Source organism: Mucilaginibacter ginsenosidivorans (assembly GCF_007971025.1).
GTDB lineage: Bacteria > Bacteroidota > Bacteroidia > Sphingobacteriales > Sphingobacteriaceae > Mucilaginibacter > Mucilaginibacter ginsenosidivorans.
On sequence record NZ_CP042436.1, the window covers coordinates 3,608,270 to 3,626,580 of the forward strand.

General features: G+C 45.9%; 16 protein-coding genes. 15 read left to right on the forward strand and 1 reads right to left on the reverse strand.

Annotated elements, in window-relative coordinates:
* Positions 1-53 precede the first annotated feature (53 nt).
* From dinB to FRZ54_RS16575, 12 genes are all read left to right on the forward strand, one after another.
* The gene (gene dinB / locus FRZ54_RS16520) at positions 54-1,160 is read left to right on the forward strand and encodes a DNA polymerase IV (protein WP_147032685.1); all 1,107 of its coding nucleotides are present in this window, start codon (positions 54-56) and stop codon (positions 1,158-1,160) included.
* Positions 1,161-1,286: 126 nt separating this feature from the next.
* Complete coding sequence (locus tag FRZ54_RS16525; RefSeq protein WP_147032686.1) at positions 1,287-1,838, forward strand: hypothetical protein; 552 nt, start codon at positions 1,287-1,289, stop codon at positions 1,836-1,838.
* Positions 1,839-2,135: 297 nt separating this feature from the next.
* Positions 2,136-2,990, forward strand: coding sequence for a hypothetical protein (locus FRZ54_RS16530; RefSeq protein WP_147032687.1), 855 nt, complete (start codon positions 2,136-2,138; stop codon positions 2,988-2,990).
* A gap of 4 nt (positions 2,991-2,994) precedes the next feature.
* The gene (locus tag FRZ54_RS16535) at positions 2,995-4,560 is read left to right on the forward strand and encodes a phosphatase PAP2 family protein (protein ID WP_147032688.1); all 1,566 of its coding nucleotides are present in this window, start codon (positions 2,995-2,997) and stop codon (positions 4,558-4,560) included.
* A 14-nt stretch (positions 4,561-4,574) separates the two neighbouring features.
* Positions 4,575-5,888 carry a vanadium-dependent haloperoxidase gene (locus tag FRZ54_RS16540; RefSeq protein ID WP_147032689.1) on the forward strand — a complete coding sequence of 438 codons (1,314 nt, stop codon included), beginning with the start codon at positions 4,575-4,577 and terminating at the stop codon, positions 5,886-5,888.
* A 7-nt stretch (positions 5,889-5,895) separates the two neighbouring features.
* Positions 5,896-6,717 carry a DoxX family protein gene (locus tag FRZ54_RS16545; RefSeq protein WP_147032690.1) on the forward strand — a complete coding sequence of 274 codons (822 nt, stop codon included), beginning with the start codon at positions 5,896-5,898 and terminating at the stop codon, positions 6,715-6,717.
* 34 nt (positions 6,718-6,751) lie between these two features.
* Positions 6,752-7,843: a transporter gene (locus FRZ54_RS16550; RefSeq protein WP_228462520.1), complete on the forward strand. Its 1,092-nt coding sequence runs from the start codon at positions 6,752-6,754 to the stop codon at positions 7,841-7,843.
* 165 nt (positions 7,844-8,008) lie between these two features.
* Complete coding sequence (locus tag FRZ54_RS16555; RefSeq protein WP_147032691.1) at positions 8,009-8,473, forward strand: RidA family protein; 465 nt, start codon at positions 8,009-8,011, stop codon at positions 8,471-8,473.
* A gap of 18 nt (positions 8,474-8,491) precedes the next feature.
* The gene (locus FRZ54_RS16560) at positions 8,492-9,604 is read left to right on the forward strand and encodes a D-TA family PLP-dependent enzyme (RefSeq protein ID WP_147032692.1); all 1,113 of its coding nucleotides are present in this window, start codon (positions 8,492-8,494) and stop codon (positions 9,602-9,604) included.
* A gap of 50 nt (positions 9,605-9,654) precedes the next feature.
* Complete coding sequence (locus FRZ54_RS16565; protein ID WP_147032693.1) at positions 9,655-10,725, forward strand: dipeptidase; 1,071 nt, start codon at positions 9,655-9,657, stop codon at positions 10,723-10,725.
* Positions 10,725-13,325 (forward strand): MGH1-like glycoside hydrolase domain-containing protein, encoded by a 2,601-nt coding sequence (locus FRZ54_RS16570; protein ID WP_147032694.1) that lies wholly within the window; start codon positions 10,725-10,727, stop codon positions 13,323-13,325. Before FRZ54_RS16565 ends, FRZ54_RS16570 begins: the two co-directional genes overlap by 1 nt.
* Before the next feature lie 69 nt (positions 13,326-13,394).
* Positions 13,395-14,363 (forward strand): ketoacyl-ACP synthase III, encoded by a 969-nt coding sequence (locus FRZ54_RS16575; RefSeq protein WP_147032695.1) that lies wholly within the window; start codon positions 13,395-13,397, stop codon positions 14,361-14,363.
* 9 nt (positions 14,364-14,372) lie between these two features.
* Here FRZ54_RS16575 and FRZ54_RS16580 read toward each other — a convergent pair whose 3' ends face one another.
* Entirely contained in the window at positions 14,373-14,654 is a 282-nt protein-coding gene (locus FRZ54_RS16580; protein ID WP_147032696.1) for a hypothetical protein, read from the reverse strand.
* Between the two features lie 154 nt (positions 14,655-14,808).
* On the opposite strand from FRZ54_RS16580, the gene eat reads away from it, so the two are divergent.
* The 3 genes from eat to eutC are packed head-to-tail and all read left to right on the forward strand — an operon-like array spanning position 14,809 to position 18,311.
* Positions 14,809-16,161, forward strand: a complete 1,353-nt coding sequence (gene eat / locus FRZ54_RS16585; RefSeq protein WP_147032697.1) for an ethanolamine permease — start codon at positions 14,809-14,811, stop codon at positions 16,159-16,161.
* Positions 16,162-16,164: 3 nt separating this feature from the next.
* Positions 16,165-17,553 (forward strand): ethanolamine ammonia-lyase subunit EutB, encoded by a 1,389-nt coding sequence (locus FRZ54_RS16590; protein WP_147032698.1) that lies wholly within the window; start codon positions 16,165-16,167, stop codon positions 17,551-17,553.
* Positions 17,541-18,311 carry an ethanolamine ammonia-lyase subunit EutC gene (gene eutC / locus FRZ54_RS16595; RefSeq protein WP_147032699.1) on the forward strand — a complete coding sequence of 257 codons (771 nt, stop codon included), beginning with the start codon at positions 17,541-17,543 and terminating at the stop codon, positions 18,309-18,311. Before FRZ54_RS16590 ends, eutC begins: the two co-directional genes overlap by 13 nt.

Below are 18,311 nucleotides of genomic sequence, written 5' to 3' on the forward strand. Positions count from 1 at the left end.
CGTTTCGGGTTTTAATCAGTAAGTGATTATTTATCTTCGGCTATCAATTAACAATGGAAGCCAGGCAAAATACTTCATACCGCAAGATCATCCACATCGACATGGATGCGTTTTACGCATCAGTGGAGCAGCGGGATAACCCTGAATATCGTGGCAAGCCGATAGCCGTCGGCGGTTCGCCGGAAGGCCGGGGCGGGGTAGTTGCCACTGCCAGTTATGAGGCGAGGAAATTTGGCGTGCGGTCGGCAATGTCGTCCAAAAAAGCATTGCAGCTTTGTCCATACATTATCTTCGTCAAACCAAGGTTTGCGGCGTATAAAGAAGTATCGCAAAAGATAAGAGAGATATTCAGGCGCCACACCGACCTGATCGAACCGCTGTCACTTGATGAAGCTTATCTTGATGTAACCGAAGATAAACAGGGCGTTGGCTCGGCCATTGATATTGCGAAGCAGATCAAACAGGCTATTAAAGATGAATTACAGTTAACAGCTTCCGCCGGCGTATCCATTAATAAGTTTGTAGCCAAGATCGCTTCTGATATCAATAAACCCGACGGTATGACGTTTATTGGCCCGTCATCCGTAGAAAGTTTTATGGAGAAGTTGCCGGTAGAAAAATTCTTTGGTGTTGGTAAGGTAACAGCAGATAAGATGAAAGGGATGGGCCTGCATACCGGCGCTGATCTGAAAAAGCTAAGTGAAGATGAAATGGTAAAACATTTTGGCAAGGCCGGGCGATTTTATTACCAGATTACACGTGGTATTGACGGCCGTGAAGTACAGCCTAACCGCGAAACCAAATCGATAGGGGCAGAGGACACTTTTCCGTACGACCTCACTGAAATTGATGAGATGTACAACGAGATAGACAAGATATCACAAACTGTTGCAAGCCGGCTTAAGCTATACAATCTGAAAGGACGAACCGTCACCCTTAAGATAAAATACAACGATTTCAGGCAGATAACCCGTAACCAATCATTTGCGGAACCCATAGGCGATTTGACCACCATAGGCGAAACGGCCAAGAAACTATTACTGAATACACAACCCGAAGATGCGAGGATACGACTATTGGGTGTTACCTTATCTAATTTTGGAGAACTGCAAACCAGGGAAAGAAATATCTCAGATCCCGGTCAGCTTAGCTTATTCTAAGCTTCATTAACAGGGTTGAGGCCAGCCTGACCGTCATAAATATTGGCAAATTGTAACAAATTACTTGCATTTAAGTTTTTGATTCCATATTTTCACCGTCAAATAACCATTGATTATAAACTTTTCTTGAAAAAACTGGTTGCCATAGTACTCCTCGGAGCCCATCTTTTTATGTTGGGAGGTTACACGTTGGTGTTCCAGTATTTCATTCAACGGTCGGATGTCGAGATCGTAAAACGGATGTACGACAACAAGGAAAGTTCAGCAAAACTTATCGAATTAAAAGTGCCCGTTCATATGCCAACCATACAGGACTGGGCTGATTATGAGCACATTACTGGTCAGATTCAACTGAGCGACGGCTATTACAATTACGTAGGCATAAAAATGACAAGGGATACCATGTCGTTGCTTTGCTTACCAAACCATGTTAAAGATAAGCTTGTAAAAGCTAACCTGATTATTGCCAAAGACATTAACGATGTGCCTTTGAGTAAAAAGGGCGCTGCGCCGGTCACTAAAAAATTGATTGAGTTATACAACGAACCTTACCAGCTGTTAAAAGACGACAACCGGTCATTTACAGAGCTGGCTAAACCCATAGCTTACCATTCAGTACAACACCCCGACCATCCTTATATCGAGTCGCCTGGCAAACCGCCAAACACTTCCTGCTGAAACTGCTGTTAGCTTCAAACATGTTTCATTTACCTTTTTCAGGTAACTGATATGTATTTCCATTTACGATAGGAAATGTAGCATATAGCGGTTTTTACACGCAACAGCTTTTCGTGGCTTGCCTTTACCCGGCATGTGTGGCTGTTTGAACTTGCATCCATTAAAATCAAAATTTAATAATTAATTAAAAGATAAATGAAATCTTTTTACAAGCATTTTTATAAATGCACCGCAGTTTTTAGCTGTATTTTATTATGGTGTTATTCCGCATCGGCTCAAATGGAAAACGACGGTATAATGATACCTAAAAATTATATATGCGCCGGAGTATCCTACAGCACTTCCAATTGGACAAACTACTGGGAGGGAACTTTTAAACGAGACAACGGCAATATAGGAACGCTTAACACCCAGGCTATCGGTATCGGGGCCACTTACGGCATTACCAACAATGTAATAGCCACCTTAAGCGTGCCGTACGTTACAACACATGCATCGGCGGGAACGCTTCATGGCGAAAAAGGTATACAGGATCTGTCCCTCAATGTAAAATGGAAGGCCTATCAGTTTAAATCCGGAAGTAATAAATTGACCTTTTTTGCCAGTGTGACAGGTTCTATCCCTGTCAATAATTACGAAGCTGACTTTGTTCCGCTTGCGCTGGGCAGTCATAGTAAAAACTTCACCGGCCGGTTGGTGGTCGACTATCTCCATGGCAAGGTATTTTTCACCGGCTCGGGAGCATATACAACAAGGAGTAACATCACGATCGACAGGAATTCATACTATACTACGCATCTTATTTACAGCGACCAGGTAGAATTACCTAATATGAGCGATTACAATTTCAGGGCAGGTTATCGCAGCAAATATTTTATTGCAGAGGCGGTTGGCGATATAAGCACTTCATTAGGTGGCTTTGATATCCGCAAGAACGATATGCCTTTTCCAAGTAACAGGATGAATATGACCAGTGTAGGGATAAACCTGAGGTTTCGATTGAAATCTTTCTATGGGCTCGAGCTGACCGCAGGCGATCAATATGTAACCAATGGGAGAAATGTTGGCCAAAGTAATATTATTCACAGTAGCCTCACTTACATATTCGGTCTTTCAAAAAAACAACCGCAGGTTAATTACAATAAAAACTAAAGCGATGAAAACAATTTTACGATATTCTATTATTTTATTTTTTGCGGTTGTGGCTTCCTTTTTCACTTCATGCAAAAAGGATATTATCGACCGGACCACTGTGTACCCGGCCCTTGCACCGTCAAATCTTGACCTGAATGCCGATACATGGAAACCTGTACTTATAACCGATCCGGAGGCATTCAGCGTTCCTGCGCCAGATGCAGTTAATTCACCAGCATATATCGCCGATCTGAACGAGATAAAAGGTTACCAGAGAAACCTGACGAGTGATCAACGCGCAATAATCAAGTATTGGAGCGCCGGTGCAGTATTACGGTGGAATCAAATTTTGCGCCAATTGGTGGCAAAATACAATCTTGCACCGTATCAAAATCCAGATGGTACCTACCCGGCTCCAAGCTCGGCTAATCCATTTAATTACCCGCAATTCCCATTTTCAAACCCGCCGTTTGCAGCCAGGGCGTATGCCTATGTGAGCGCAGCGCAGTATGACGCTTTGATCGCCGCCTATCATTTCAAGAAACTTTATAACAGGCCGGCACCTTATAAAAATGATGCGGGTATCCAGGCATTAATTCCGCAATCCGATCTGCCTTCGTATCCAAGCGAGGACGCTGTTGTATCTGGCGCAGCTGTTGAGATGATGAAATTACTTTTCCCAACGGAGATAGCTTATATAGAACAAAAAGCAGCTGAAGAGAAACAATACCGCGTTATGGCCGGTGCAAATGTGAGAGGTGAATTGGATGCTGGTGAATCACTGGGAAAACAGGTAGCTGATGTATTTACGGCCCGTGCACGTACGGATAAAGCCGGAGCGGCAATTGGCACCCCTGCTTACTGGGCGCAATTGGCAACACAAACTACAGCAAAAGGTGAGATAGCCTGGATAAGTTTGGAAAGCCCAAGGAGGCCGCCGATGCTTCCATTGTTTACTAAAGTGAAGCCATTTTTGTTTGATACGCTGACAGTTGTTGCATTAAGGCCGGGGCCGCCACATGCTACTGGTTCGGCAGAATTTAAGAAGGACAATGATGAAGTACTAAGTTATACTAAAAATGCTACAAGGGCCAATAAAGACCTGACAGCTTTCTGGGCCGATGGTATAGGTACCTATACTCCACCGGGACATTGGAATGCTATTGCTGCTGATGAATTCGTCAAGCAAAATTACAGCGAAGTGCGTTGGGCGCGAAATTTTGCCCTGCTGAATATGGCCGAAATGGATGCAGCCATCGTTTGCTGGGACACCAAGTATTTCTATTTTAATCCGCGCCCAACCCAAATAAATGATCAGATCAAAACACTGACCGGCATACCCAATTTCCCGTCATATAGCTCAGGTCACTCCAATTTTAGCGCTGCTGCGGCTACCGTTCTTACGTATTTATTACCCGACCGTGGTAACAAATTTACCAATATGGCGCAGCAGGCAGCACTTTCAAGATTTGTTAGTGGTATTCATACACGCCAGGATATAGAAGTGGGCCTGATGACGGGCGCGGAAGTCGGCCAGTATGCGGTTCAGAGGGGAATGTCGGACGGGGCCGGTATAAGCAGTAATTAATAAACTATTTTGTAATGAAGTTTCTAAATAAGATCGGGTTATTAGTCATTTGTGTGGTATTGGGCTCCTGCACCCGCAAGAGCACCTTACCGCCGGGTGCCGATGTTTTGCATGCCAATGAAGATGCGCTGACACAGGTGATCATCTACGATGTATTCACCCCGCCTGTAGCCAGCCGGATTTACGGCTATACCAACCTGGCCAGCTACGAAGCCATGCGTTATGCCGACCCGAAACTGGCCTCGATCACCGCACAGTTGCGCGACTTTGAGAAAATGCCCGAACCACAGAAAGGCAAAAGCTACAACTATGTGCTGGCAGCCACTAAAGCCTTTTTCACCGTTGCTCATAAGGTCACCTTCTCCATCGATACGCTGAAAAGATACGAGGACAAGGTATACGGAGAATATAAAGACGCCCTGCCCGATTCCACCTATACCAATTCGATGCAGCTGGGCGAACAGATCGGCAACACGGTACTGAAACGGGCCATGAAGGACGATTACCCCCAAACCCGTGGCAAACCCAAATACCTGGGCAGCAACAGCCCGGGCAAATGGCGCCCCACACCACCCGATTATATGGATGGGGTAGAATACTGCTGGGGCGATATGCGCCCGCTGCTGGTCGAATCATCCAAAATACTGATGCCGCCACCGCCGCCGCCCTACAGCGAGGATACGACAAGCGCCTTCTTTAAACAGGCCAAACAGGTTTACGACACCAACAAGCACCTGACCAAAGAACAGGAAACGATAGCCCGTTACTGGGACGATAACCCCTTTGTGGTAATGCACAACGGGCACATGATGTTTGCCGACAAGAAGATCACCCCGGGAGGCCACTGGATCGGCATCACCACGATAGCGTGCAGGCAAAGCAAAGCCAGCGCCACCAAAACGGCCCAGGCCTATGCCCTGACCTCGATCGCCCTGTTCGAATCGTTCATCACCTGCTGGGAAGTAAAATACACCTATGCCTATGTAAGGCCGGTAACGGTGATCAACGAAAAGGTGGACCACAACTGGCTGCCGCTGCTGCAAACCCCGCCCTTCCCGGAATACACGGCAGGGCACAGCACCATATCAGCAGCATCGGCGGTGGTACTGACGCATGAATTTGGCGACAACTATGCTTTTCATGACACCAGCGACCTGAAATACATCGGCCTGCAGCGGGACTTCAAATCGTTCATCAAGGCCTCGGACGAGACGGCAATGAGCCGGTTCTATGGCGGCATACACTACCTGAACAGTTCGCTGCTGGGGGCCAAACAAGGTAAACAGGTAGGGGAACTCATTTGGCAAAAACTAAAACTGAATAACTGATAAAAGCATGAACCAATTAACATTACAACATAACGAAACTAAAATACACTACACCCTGCGCTTTGCTTCGGCCATGTGTTTTATCGGTCATGGAACTTTTGGTATCATCGGTAAAAAAATATGGCTGAACTATTTTGCCGTATTCGGGATCAATTCTGTCTTAGGGACACAGTTAATGCCATGGCTTGGCGCTATCGACATTCTCATGGGAATATCCATATTACTATATCCTACCAGAGCCGTTTTAGGATGGCTTATGATTTGGGGAGCAGTTACTGCATTTTGCAGGCCAATGTCGGGCGAACCGTTTGCCGAGTTTATCGAAAGGGCGGGGAATTTCGGCGCTCCGTTTACTCTGTTATTATTAAGCGGCTTTAACCTGAGAGATATCAAAAGCTGGTTTACCAGGGTTAGTCCGGATGTAAAAATAAGCCCCGATACCCGGAAACGCATGGTCATTTGTTTACGAATAATTGTTTGCCTGCTTTTTATTGGTCACGGGTGGCTCAATCTTATCGAAAAGAAAGGAATAGTTGAGCAATATACATCACTTGGTTTTTCAAACCCCGTTAATGTCGCACACATTGTTGGCCTCTTCGAAATCTTGGCCGCCATTTCAGTGCTCATCAAACCGTTACGTCCTTTGCTATTAGCTTTCCTGGTATGGAAAATGGGCAGCGAATTGTTCTACCCTCATTGGGAACTATTTGAATTTATAGAGCGCGGGGGAAGCTACGGCGCCATACTGGCTTTATGGCTTGCGCTGCCCGCATCAAATTTACTTGCCGGTAAAAGAGTAAAAGTACCAGCAAGTATAAAAATGATTTAACATCACACAACAACAGACACCTAAAAATAATATCATGAAATCAACCCTAAAATTCTTAACCACAATAGTATTTCTCGTATTGCTTAATCAAACCAACGTTTTCGCACAGGGATGTGTGGCCATTAGGAGCACAGGCGGACTTTGCACGATGGACGAACACCCCGACAGCGCCGTAAAGACAGGCGCCTGGTTGTTCAACAGCAACACTCGTTATTACAAGTCGTTCCGGCACTTCGTGGGGAAGGCAGAACAAACCGAACGCGTTGCCGACAAGAACAACGTGATAAATAAAGTAGTGACCCAGGATTTTACTTTTACCCGTTTATTTAATGATCGCTGGGCATTAGCTGTAGATATCCCTTTTGCCGATAACAGCCGCTCACAATTGAATAATAAGCCTGGGACCCGTTTCAGTACGCATACCTTCGGTTTAGGTGATATACGGGTAACAGGTTATTATTGGCTGCTAAATCCTGCAAAGATCCACAATTTCAATATCCAGCTTGGTTTGGGCGCTAAGTTTGCAACAGGTGCATATAACTTGCAGGACTATTTTTTACAGAAAGATGGCACCACCAAATTACTGGGTCCGGTTGACCAGTCGATCCAATTGGGTGACGGTGGCACCGGTATAGCCCTCGAAATAAATACCTATTATAACATCACACACAAGTTCGGTTTCTACGGTAATTTTTTCTACCTGGCGAATCCAAGAGATGTCAATGGAACACCAAGGTCGCTTAGTACACCAAGCGCTAATACAATTGCTGCGACTGGTGATGTTGAAAGTGTTCCTGATCAATACCTGGTCCGCATTGGCGCAAGCTGGTCAGTTAATCGTTTTGATTTCTCGGCTGGTGTGCGCGATGATTGTTTACCAGTTAAGGACCTTTTGGGTAATAGTGATGGTTTCAGGAGGCCCGGTTATATTTTGTCAGCTGAACCCGGCGTAACCTACCGGTTTAAGAATTTTGCCATATATGGCTTTTTCCCGATAGCCATTATGCGTGACCGTACCCAAAGCGTACCGGACATAAGAACTACGCAGCTAACTGGAACTTATACCCACGGCGATGCAGCATTTGCCGACTACGTGGTAAACATCGGCTTAACTTTTAAATTTTAACTGAACATACATACTTTGAGATTGATTTAGCTGAGGCCGGGCGTGAGATACCCGGCCTTTTTTTTGCTGCCGACAAAATCTTTATAGCCCCCAAAATCATCTTCCATAAGAATATTTTTATGCAAAAATCCAGATTGTATTGCCATAACTTCATAGTTTTACGGTATGAACACACCTGATGAAAATTTCGCGGCGCTTGGGCTAAACCTGCCGCCCGCACCCAAGCCGCTCGGCGTTTACAAACCTTTTTTAATTGACGGAAAACACGTATTTGTTTCAGGACACGGAACGGTAAAGGACGACGGAACACTTATAATAGGGCGTATAGGCGATGGCCTTACTTCTGAGGAAGGCAAACTGGCAGCGCAACAGGTCGGGCTTGCTATACTGGCAACACTTAAAGCTAATTTAGGCAGCCTGAACAAGATCAAACGCGTGATAAAAGTCTTGGGTATGGTTAATTGCACACCCGATTTCGAGAAACACCCTTTTATCATTAATGGCTGCAGCGAGTTGTTCGCTAAGGTTTGGGGCGAAGATAACGGGATAGGGGTAAGAAGCGCTGTTGGTATGGGTTCGCTGCCGGATAATATACCGGTAGAGATAGAGGCGATGTTCGAGCTGGTTTAGTTTTTTAGTCCGAAAACCATGGATGACTCAAATTGGTATATAATTGATGATGTCGACAAGCTGGATACGCCTGCATTGGTAATCTACCCTGAAAGAGTAAAGCAAAACATATCCATACTGAAAAGTATGATCGATGATGTTTCGCGCCTGCGGCCGCATGTTAAGACCAATAAATGCCGCGAGGTGTGTACTTTGATGATCGATGCAGGTATCACCAAATTCAAATGCGCCACCATTGCTGAGGCCGAAATGCTTGGCCTATGCAAAGCGCCGGATGCTTTACTGGCTTACCAACCCATCGGGCCGAAGCTTGAGCGCTTTGTTAAGCTTATCAAAACTTATCCCGATACTCAATACTCCTGCTTAATTGATAACATCGCGGCAGCAAAACATATTTCGAAAGCTGCACTCGAAAATGGCATTATAATTCCAATTTATATCGATTTGAATGTCGGACAAAATAGAACAGGGATAGTTCCCAGTAAAGCGTTATCACTTTATACCGAATCCCAGCGATTAAAAGGAATAACGATTGTTGGTTTGCACGCGTATGATGGGCATATCCATGACGCTGAAATGGAATCCCGCATCAAAAGATGTAATGAGGCATTTGAAAAAGCCCGGCAGTTACAACAGGACATCAAATCAGCCGGCTATGCCGAGCCGGTTATTGTAGCGGGTGGGTCGCCGACTTTTCCTATACATGCAAAAAGGGAAGATATTGAATGCAGCCCGGGAACATTCATTTATTGGGACAGGGGATATTTGCTGATCTGCCCTGAGCAGCCGTTTTTGCCGGCAGCTGTTATTATATCAAGGGCGATCTCGTTACCCGATGCTTCAAAGATTTGTCTTGATGTGGGACATAAATCTGTTTCTGCTGAAAATGAATTGGCAAAACGTATATGGTTTTTAAACGCACCAGAGCTTATACCAGTGGCACATAGCGAAGAGCATTTGGTGGTGGAAGCAGTTGAGGGCCATACCTACAAACCAGGCGATGTGTTGTATGGGCTGCCATATCATGTATGCCCTACAGTAGCATTATATGAACGGGCAATAACAATTAAAGACAATTACATTGTCGGGGAGTGGATGAATGTGGCGAGGGACAGGAAAATCAATATTTAACTTCGTAGAGACGCAAAATTTTGCGTCTCTACATAAAAGAAATTATCCCAATGTTTACTATAGACGCCCACCTCGATCTGAGTATGAACGCGCTGGAATGGAACCGCGACCTACGCAGGCCGGCCTGTGAAATTAATGCACGCGAAAACGGATTAACCGATAAGCCCGACCGCGGCAACGCTACAGTTTCGCTGCATGAATTGCGCAAGGGAAACATCGGGCTGGTGGTGGCCACCCAAATAGGCCGCTATGTAGCGCCGGACAACCCGCTTCCTGGATGGCATTCGCCCGAACAAGCCTGGGCGCAAACACAGGGACAGGCAGCCTGGTACAAAGCCATGGAAGACGACGGTGAAATGGTGCAGATCAAAGACCTTCGTTCACTTGAAGCACACGTTGAACTTTGGCGTAATAATAAACTGGAAAAGAAGCCGATAGGATATGTACTAAGTTTAGAAGGAGCAGATTCGATCGTTACAGTCGGCCATTTGGAAAGGGCATACAATTATGGTTTAAGGGCTATCGGCCCTGCGCACTACGGGCCGGGGCGGTATGCCAATGGTACAGATGCAACCGGAAAAATGGGGCCAAAGGGATTGGAGCTATTGAAAGAGATAGAACGCCTTAACATCATATTGGATGCCACTCACTTATGCGACGATGCCTTTTGGCAGACCATGGATAAATTTAACGGTCATGTTTGGGCCAGCCATAACAACTGCCGCGCTTTGGTGAATCACAACCGTCAGTTCAGCGATGAGATGATCAAAGAACTCGTGAGCCGTGATGCGGTGATCGGCGCGGCGCTTGATGCCTGGATGATGGTGCCCAACTGGGTGAGGTTTAAATCGACCCCAAAAGAGATGAATTGTGACCTGGAAGTCATGATTGACCATATAGATCATATTTGCCAGGTGGCCGGAAATACTTTGCACGTAGGTATTGGGTCTGACCTCGACGGGGCGTTTGGGCGGGAACAGTGCCCGTGTGATCTCGAAACCATTGCTGATCTTCAAAAAGTGCCTGCATTATTGGTAAACCGGGGATACACTGAGCAGGATATAGAAAACATGATGCATGGTAATTGGTTGAGATTTTTAAGAAGGGTGTGGACAAAATAATGGATGCAGAAAAAGCGAGATTAAAGGAGGGCAACGGCTGGAAAAAGTGGGGGCCTTATGTTAGCGATCGTCAATGGGGGACCGTGCGGGAAGATTATAGCGCAAACGGCGATGCGTGGAACTATATCACCCACGACATGGCTCGCAGTAAGGCCTACCGCTGGAGCGAAGAAGGTATAGCCGGTATTTGCGATGATGAACAATTGCTTTGCTTTGCCATTGCTTTGTGGAACAAAAAAGACCCTATTATTAAGGAGCGTTATTTTGGCCTGTCGAACCCGGAAGGGAACCACGGCGAGGATGTAAAGGAGCTCTACTATTATCTTGATAGCACTCCGACACATTCATACATGAAAATGCTTTATAAGTATCCCCAGTCTGAATATCCTTATGCCTGGCTGCTGGATGAGAACAAGCGCCGGTCGAGAAGTGAAAGGGAATTTGAACTGATTGATACCGGGATATTTAATGAGGACAAATATTTTGATGTATTCACCGAGTACGCCAAGAACACTGCCGATGATATCCTGATCAAGATCACTATTTATAATCGTGGCGCTGAAGCTGGACCGCTGATTGTGCTGCCTACGGTTTGGTTCCGCAACCGGTGGGCCTGGGGAAATAATGATTACAAACCTGCTCTTGAGGACGACTCGCATGGGATCATTGATATCTTCCATAAAGAGTTAGGACAATTCTGGTTAAAAGCCGAAGGGGAACCTGAACTGCTGTTTTGTGATAACGAAACAAATACTAAGCGTTTTTACAATTATGACGATGGTAAGCAATATTACAAGGATGGCATAAACGATTTTATTGTAAACGGCGCAGAAACCATCAACCCAAAGAAAACCGGCACCAAGGCCGCCGCAAAATATGATCTCTTAATACCGGCAAAGCAAAGTGTGACGTTACGGCTTCGGCTTACCAAAGAGGCCAAAAGATCATTCGATGACTTTGACGAGATATTTAGGACCCGGCAGGCTGAGGCTGACGACTTTTATAACAATTTACAGCAGCACGCAAGCGATACTACAGATCATGGTATGATACAGCGCCAGGCCTTTGCCGGCATGTTGTGGAGCAAACAATTTTATCACTATAATATTCATAAATGGCTGCATGGCGACCCTGCCGGCCCAAAGCCACCGGTCGAAAGATTGAACGGGCGCAATAGCAAATGGGAACACCTGAATACGCGCGATATCGTTTCGATGCCGGACAAATGGGAATATCCCTGGTTTGCGGCCTGGGATCTTTCGTTTCATTGCCTGGCCCTGGGTAGCGTGGACATGAGTTTTGCAAAGAGACAATTGTTGTTACTGACCCGCGATTGGTATATGCACCCCAACGGTCAACTGCCTGCTTATGAATGGGACTTTGGCGACGTAAACCCGCCTGTGCTTGCAATGGCTACATGGTCGCTTTACAACAGGGACAAAAGTGATAATGAAGGCAAAGGTGACACCATGTTCCTCGAAAGGATATTCCATAAGCTGATGCTTTATTTTACATGGTGGGTTAACCGCAAAGATGCACAGGGGAACAATATTTTTGAAGGCGGCTTCCTGGGGCTGGATAATATCGGGGTGTTTGACCGGAATGCGCAATTGCCGTATGGGCAACATTTGGAGCAGGCAGACGGCACCAGTTGGATGGCCGTGTATTCGCTTAATATGGTGCGGATAGCCGCGGAACTGACAACGCACGATATTGCGTATGCTGATATTGCTTCCAAGTTTTTCGAGCACTTCATCTATATTGCCGGTGCGATGGATAACCTGGGAAATAACCAGGAGGGTCTTTGGGATAATGAGGATGGCTTTTTTTACGACCAGTTACGTTCGCCGGACGGAGCAATTCAGAAAATGCGGGTTAGAAGTATTGTCGGTCTGATTCCACTATTTGCCACCGAGGTGCTTGACGACGAGTATATTATGAACAGCCCTGTCTTCAAGGACCGTATGAAATGGTTCGAGAACAACAGGCCTGACCTCGCCGGGCTGGTGTCGCGCTGGAACGAAAAAAATAGTGAAGGTAAACACCTGTTGAGTTTGCTGCGCGGGCACCGGATGAAATCGCTGCTGAAATATATGCTTGATGAAAATGAATTTCTTAGTCCGCACGGGATAAGGGCGCTGTCAAAATATCATCTTGGCAACCCATACACGGTGGCGGTAGATGGCAGGCAATTCAGCGTTAAATATACACCTGCCGAAAGTGACAGCGGTTTGTTTGGCGGCAACAGCAATTGGCGCGGACCGGTGTGGGTGCCGATCAACTACCTGATCATAGACAGTCTGCATCGCTTCCATCAATACTACGGCGATGCCTATAAAGTGGAATGCCCTACAAATTCGGGCAATTTTATGAACCTTAAAGAGATAGCCGATTATCTTTATTATCGCCTTTTGAAAATATTCCTGCGGGAAGAGAATGGTCGCCGGGCGGTTTATGGCGATTACGAAAAGCTGCAAAATGACCCGAATTTCAAAGATTATATTCTTTTCCACGAATATTTTGACGGAGATACCGGGCGGGGTTTGGGAGCGTCACATCAAACCGGCTGGACCGGCTTGGTTGCAAACTGTTTACTTTAAATTCACTTTTCGTTAAATCATATTAAACAGTTAGTATCTTTGATTTAACCAGAAACACCAAATTAAAACATGGAATCCAAAATAACTGCTATTGCTGTTTATACCCCTTCAAACAGGATAACCAATGAATATTTTGAACAGTTTATCGAAACCAATAATGAATGGATAATCTCGCGGACGGGGATAAAAGAACGCAGGTTTGCCGACAAGAATGAATTTACAAGCGATTTGTGCGTAAAAGCGGCACAAAATCTGTTAGCAGAAAACCCGGGAACATCATTTAACGACGTTGATTTTATTTTGGTGGCCACCACCAGCGCCGACCAGGTGATGCCAAGCATGGCCAGCCAGATACAGAATCGTCTAAATATTCAGAATTGCGGCTGCCTCGATATTATGGCAGCTTGTGCCGGATTTGTATACGGGCTAATATTAGCTAAAGGGATGATAGCATCCGGCACGCACAAAAAGGTGTTGGTGTTTGGCGCTGAAGCTTTATCGAAGTTCACTGATTTCCATGACCGCACCTCATGTATACTTTTTGGCGATGGGGCAGGAGTCGCGTTAGTTGAACCTTCAGAAAGGTCAAAAATATTCAATGCCGTTACCGGGTCGGACGGAAGCCATGGGAAGGACCTTTATTTATCGCAGCATGCTTCAGTGATCAATGGCGAAGCGATAGAATCCAATGGTAAGATCCATCAGAACGGGAAAGTTGTATTCAAGTGGGCCATTCAAACAGTAAGTGTGAAAGTGAAAGAGTTGCTTGCGAAAAATTCGCTTACGCTGGATGACCTTGACTGGATAATTTTACACAGCGCCAATATGCGTATCATCGAGGGCGTCGCTGCTGAAATCGGTGCGCCGATGGATAAAATGCTGAGCAGTATCGAATATTTTGGCAATACATCATCAGCATCTATACCGCTTGCCTGGAACATTGCTAAAAATGCGGGCAAAATAAAGCCCGGGAATAAAATATTAATGTTGGGTTTTGGCGGGGGATTAACCTTTGCAGGTGTCATTATCGAAGCTTAGCAAAATTCATCAACTTTGAATGTAAGCCTGCACAAATTCGTCGTCGCCGATAGCCTTAATGATATCGTTAGCTGCCAGGTATTCCGTGCTATTATGATCTTCCAATGATTCAGCATAACCATCTACCAGGTGCGCATAATCTATCGCTTCCTGTTCATCTTCAAATATTAGGATCGCGTTATTATTGATTTCCTGCGCGACACCTGCCGCAGGTTTTGGTATATCAAACTGGACTAATTTTGTAAAATCAAGTTCCGACAAACTGCCGGGTGAAACCTCTATTCGTAACATATTAAATATGGTTGTTCAGTAAGGTAACAGCTTTAGCACAAGTATGTTTCAATTCAGTGCCGGCTTAACTGTTAACAATATGATAACAAGGGCAATTTTGATTTAACGACACCTTTAAGTATTTTAATGCAGAAATTATTCTACCTCATCGTTCATGAGTAATACGCAGCCCGAAAAACTAAAAAAAGCACTTAAACCGATCCATTTATGGGCCATTGCGGTTGGATTGGTGATATCGGGTGAATATTTCGGTTGGAACAACGGATGGGCGGTTTCAGGTACCATAGGCATGCTGATAGCAACCCTGGTGGTTACGATAATGTACATTGCCTTTGTCTTTAGTTATACCGAACTAACCGCCTCCATTGCACATGCCGGAGGGGCGTTTGCCTATGCCTACCGTGCAATGGGACCGGTGGCAGGGCTTGTAGCGGGTTACGCTACTTTGATCGACTTCCTTTTTGCCACACCAGCCGTTGGTTTTGCGCTTGGCAGCTACCTGCATTTTTTATATCCTGCAATTCCGGTGGTGGGCTCGGCGATCATATTCAATATTGTATTCATTGGCATTAATATCATGGGTATAAAGGAATCGGCTGCGTTCTCGGTATTCATTACCATCCTGGCTGTAGGGGAGTTGCTGCTGTTTATGGGTATTATAGGGCCATCGTTCAAAATGAGCAATTATGTGAGCAATCCTATGCCATTTGGATGGAGCGGCGTGTTTGCCGCATTGCCTTTCGCTGTTTGGTTTTACCTGGCGATAGAAGGGGTTGCTTCGGTAGCCGAGGAAGTGGAGGAACCAAAGCGCAACATTCCGAGAGGTTATATTTATGGCATCCTGACACTTGTTTTCCTGGCTTTGGGAGTGATGATATTAACCGGCGGTATTACAGACTGGCGAAAACTAAGCAGGCTGGATTATCCATTGCCTGCAGCTATTAGCCTTGTATTGGGAGAATCGAACCGCTTAACCAAGGTCTTTGCGGGTATTGGTTTGTTTGGGTTGATAGCCTCTTTTCATGGTATCATACTTGCCTCATCGCGGCAGGTTTTTGCTATGGCCAGGAGCGGCTACCTGCCACGGGGATTAGCAAGTGTAAATCATCGCTTTAAAACACCGCATTGGGCATTAATCGCATCTGGAATAGTAAGTTCTATAGCGCTTTTAACAGGTACAACGGCGCAGATCATCATTATTTCGGTGATGGGGGCCACGCTAATGTATATGATGAGCATGGTAAGCCTGTTCCGCCTCAGAAAAAAAGAACCCGGGCTTGATCGGCCGTTTGCTTCGCCGTTTTACCCTTACTTCCCAGCGATAGCATTAGTTTTGTCAGCATTATGCCTGTTTGCCATAATTTATTTTAATCCATGGCTAAGCCTTTGGTTTTTCGGCGGACTGGTTGCCATAATTGTCTTGTTTATGCTTATGGGCAAGCACAAGGTGAAGATAAAGGACGATGTGCTGCTTGAACAGGCCGAAGTAATGATCAACCAATTATAAGCCATGTCATACCAGCATACCATCGGCAGAAAAACATACAAGTTTAAAGATCTGAAAACCCTCCTTGCCAAGGCCTCCCCACACCGGTCGGGCGATGTGTTGGCTGGTCTGTCTGCCGAAAGTTACGAGGAGCGGGTAGCAGCTCAGATAACGCTGGCTGATATTCCCTTAAAAACTTTTCTTGAAGAAACAGTGATACCTTATGAAGAGGATGAAATAACAAGATTAATTATTGATAGTCATAATATTACGTCATTTAGGTTAATAGATACTTTAACTGTTGGTGAGTTAAGAGATTGGCTTTTAAGCGATGATGTTACGGGTGAGATATTGAAGGTCGCATCAGCGGGGATAACTCCTGAAATGGCGGCAGCGGTATCAAAATTAATGCGTAACCAGGACCTGGTAGCCGTGGCCCGGAAGTGCGAAGCAGTTACCCGGTTCAGAAATACAATCGGTTTAAAGGGACACTTCTCAACACGCTTACAGCCTAATCACCCCACCGATGATCCAAAAGGAATAGCAGCCAGTATTATCGACGGTTTATTATATGGTAGCGGTGACGCCGTCATCGGTATCAACCCCGCAACGGACAGCCTGACCGAGGTGAACAACCTATTGCTGCTGATGGATACCCTACGGTACCAGTTTGATATTCCTACACAATCATGCGTTTTGAGTCACGTTACAACAACGATAGAACTCATCAATAAAGGGGCACCTGTCGATTTGTGCTTTCAGTCGATAGGGGGTACAGAGAAAAGCAATTCAAGTTTTGGTATCAGTTTAAGTTTGCTGGATGAGGCCTATGAGGCAACGCTATCATTAGAGCGCGGCACGGTTGGTCGAAATGTTATGTATTTTGAGACGGGGCAGGGAAGCGAGCTTTCGGCTAACGCGAGTCATGGTGTCGACCAGCAGACTTGTGAGGCAAGGGCTTACGCTGTGGCACGCAGATACAACCCATTCCTCGTAAATACAGTGGTAGGCTTTATTGGCCCGGAATATCTGTACGATGGTAAACAGATCATTCGCGCAGCTTTGGAGGACCATTTTTGCGGTAAATTGCTGGGCCTGCCTATGGGCGCTGATATTTGTTACACCAACCATGCCGAGGCTGACCAGGACGATATAGACAACCTGCTGGTACTATTGGGTGTGGCGGGGTGCAATTTTATCATGGGCGTTCCTGGTTCGGACGACATCATGCTCAATTACCAATCCACTTCGTTTCATGATGCTGTTTACTTACGCAAGGTGTTGGGATTACGGCCTGCACCTGAATTTGAGCAGTGGCTGGTCAAGCAGGGGATAATGGATATGGAAGGAAAACTGGTGAGCCGCAGAAGTGCTGAACTGGTGAAAGAAATGAAAAGGCTATGGATCAGATAGACGGAGATAACGACTTTTTAGAGCCCTTGAAAGAATTTACAGCCGCCAGGATAGGTTTGGGACGGACGGGGGCCAGCATTCCGTTGAAACAATCGCTGGCGTTTAACCTGGCGCATGCCCATGCGCGCGATGCGGTATATTCTGAACTTGACCAGGATAAGTTACCGGATGAACTGAAGGAATTTGATTTGCCTGTGCTGCAGTTACATAGCAAGGCAGCTTATCGCGAGCAATATCTTCAGCGGCCCGACCTGGGCAGGCAATTGGGCGATGAATCGGCAACCCTGTTAGCCGAATATAGCAGCGCCAGTGACATAGTGATCGTCATCGCCGACGGTCTTTCGGCCACCGCAGTCAATAACAACGCTGTAAATTTACTGAAGATATTGATACCTCAGTTGTTTGCGGCCGGGTTTAAAATTGCCCCGATATGCCTGGTTAAACAGGGCAGGGTAGCGATAGCCGACGATATCGGATCACAGCTACGGGCAGGGCTTTCTATCATCTTTATAGGTGAGCGGCCGGGGTTAAGTGCGGCCGACAGTATGGGGGCGTACCTGACGTTTGGCCCTAAACCGGGACTTACTGACGAATCGCGTAACTGTATCTCGAACATCAGGACGCATGGCTTGAGTGTTAAACAAGCGTCGAAAAAAATATTTTACCTGGTTCAGGAGGCTTTTAGAAGAAAGATATCGGGAGTGGGGCTGAAGGATAATGAAGGGCTGCCCGGTTACCAGGCTACCGCCCTTCATTAA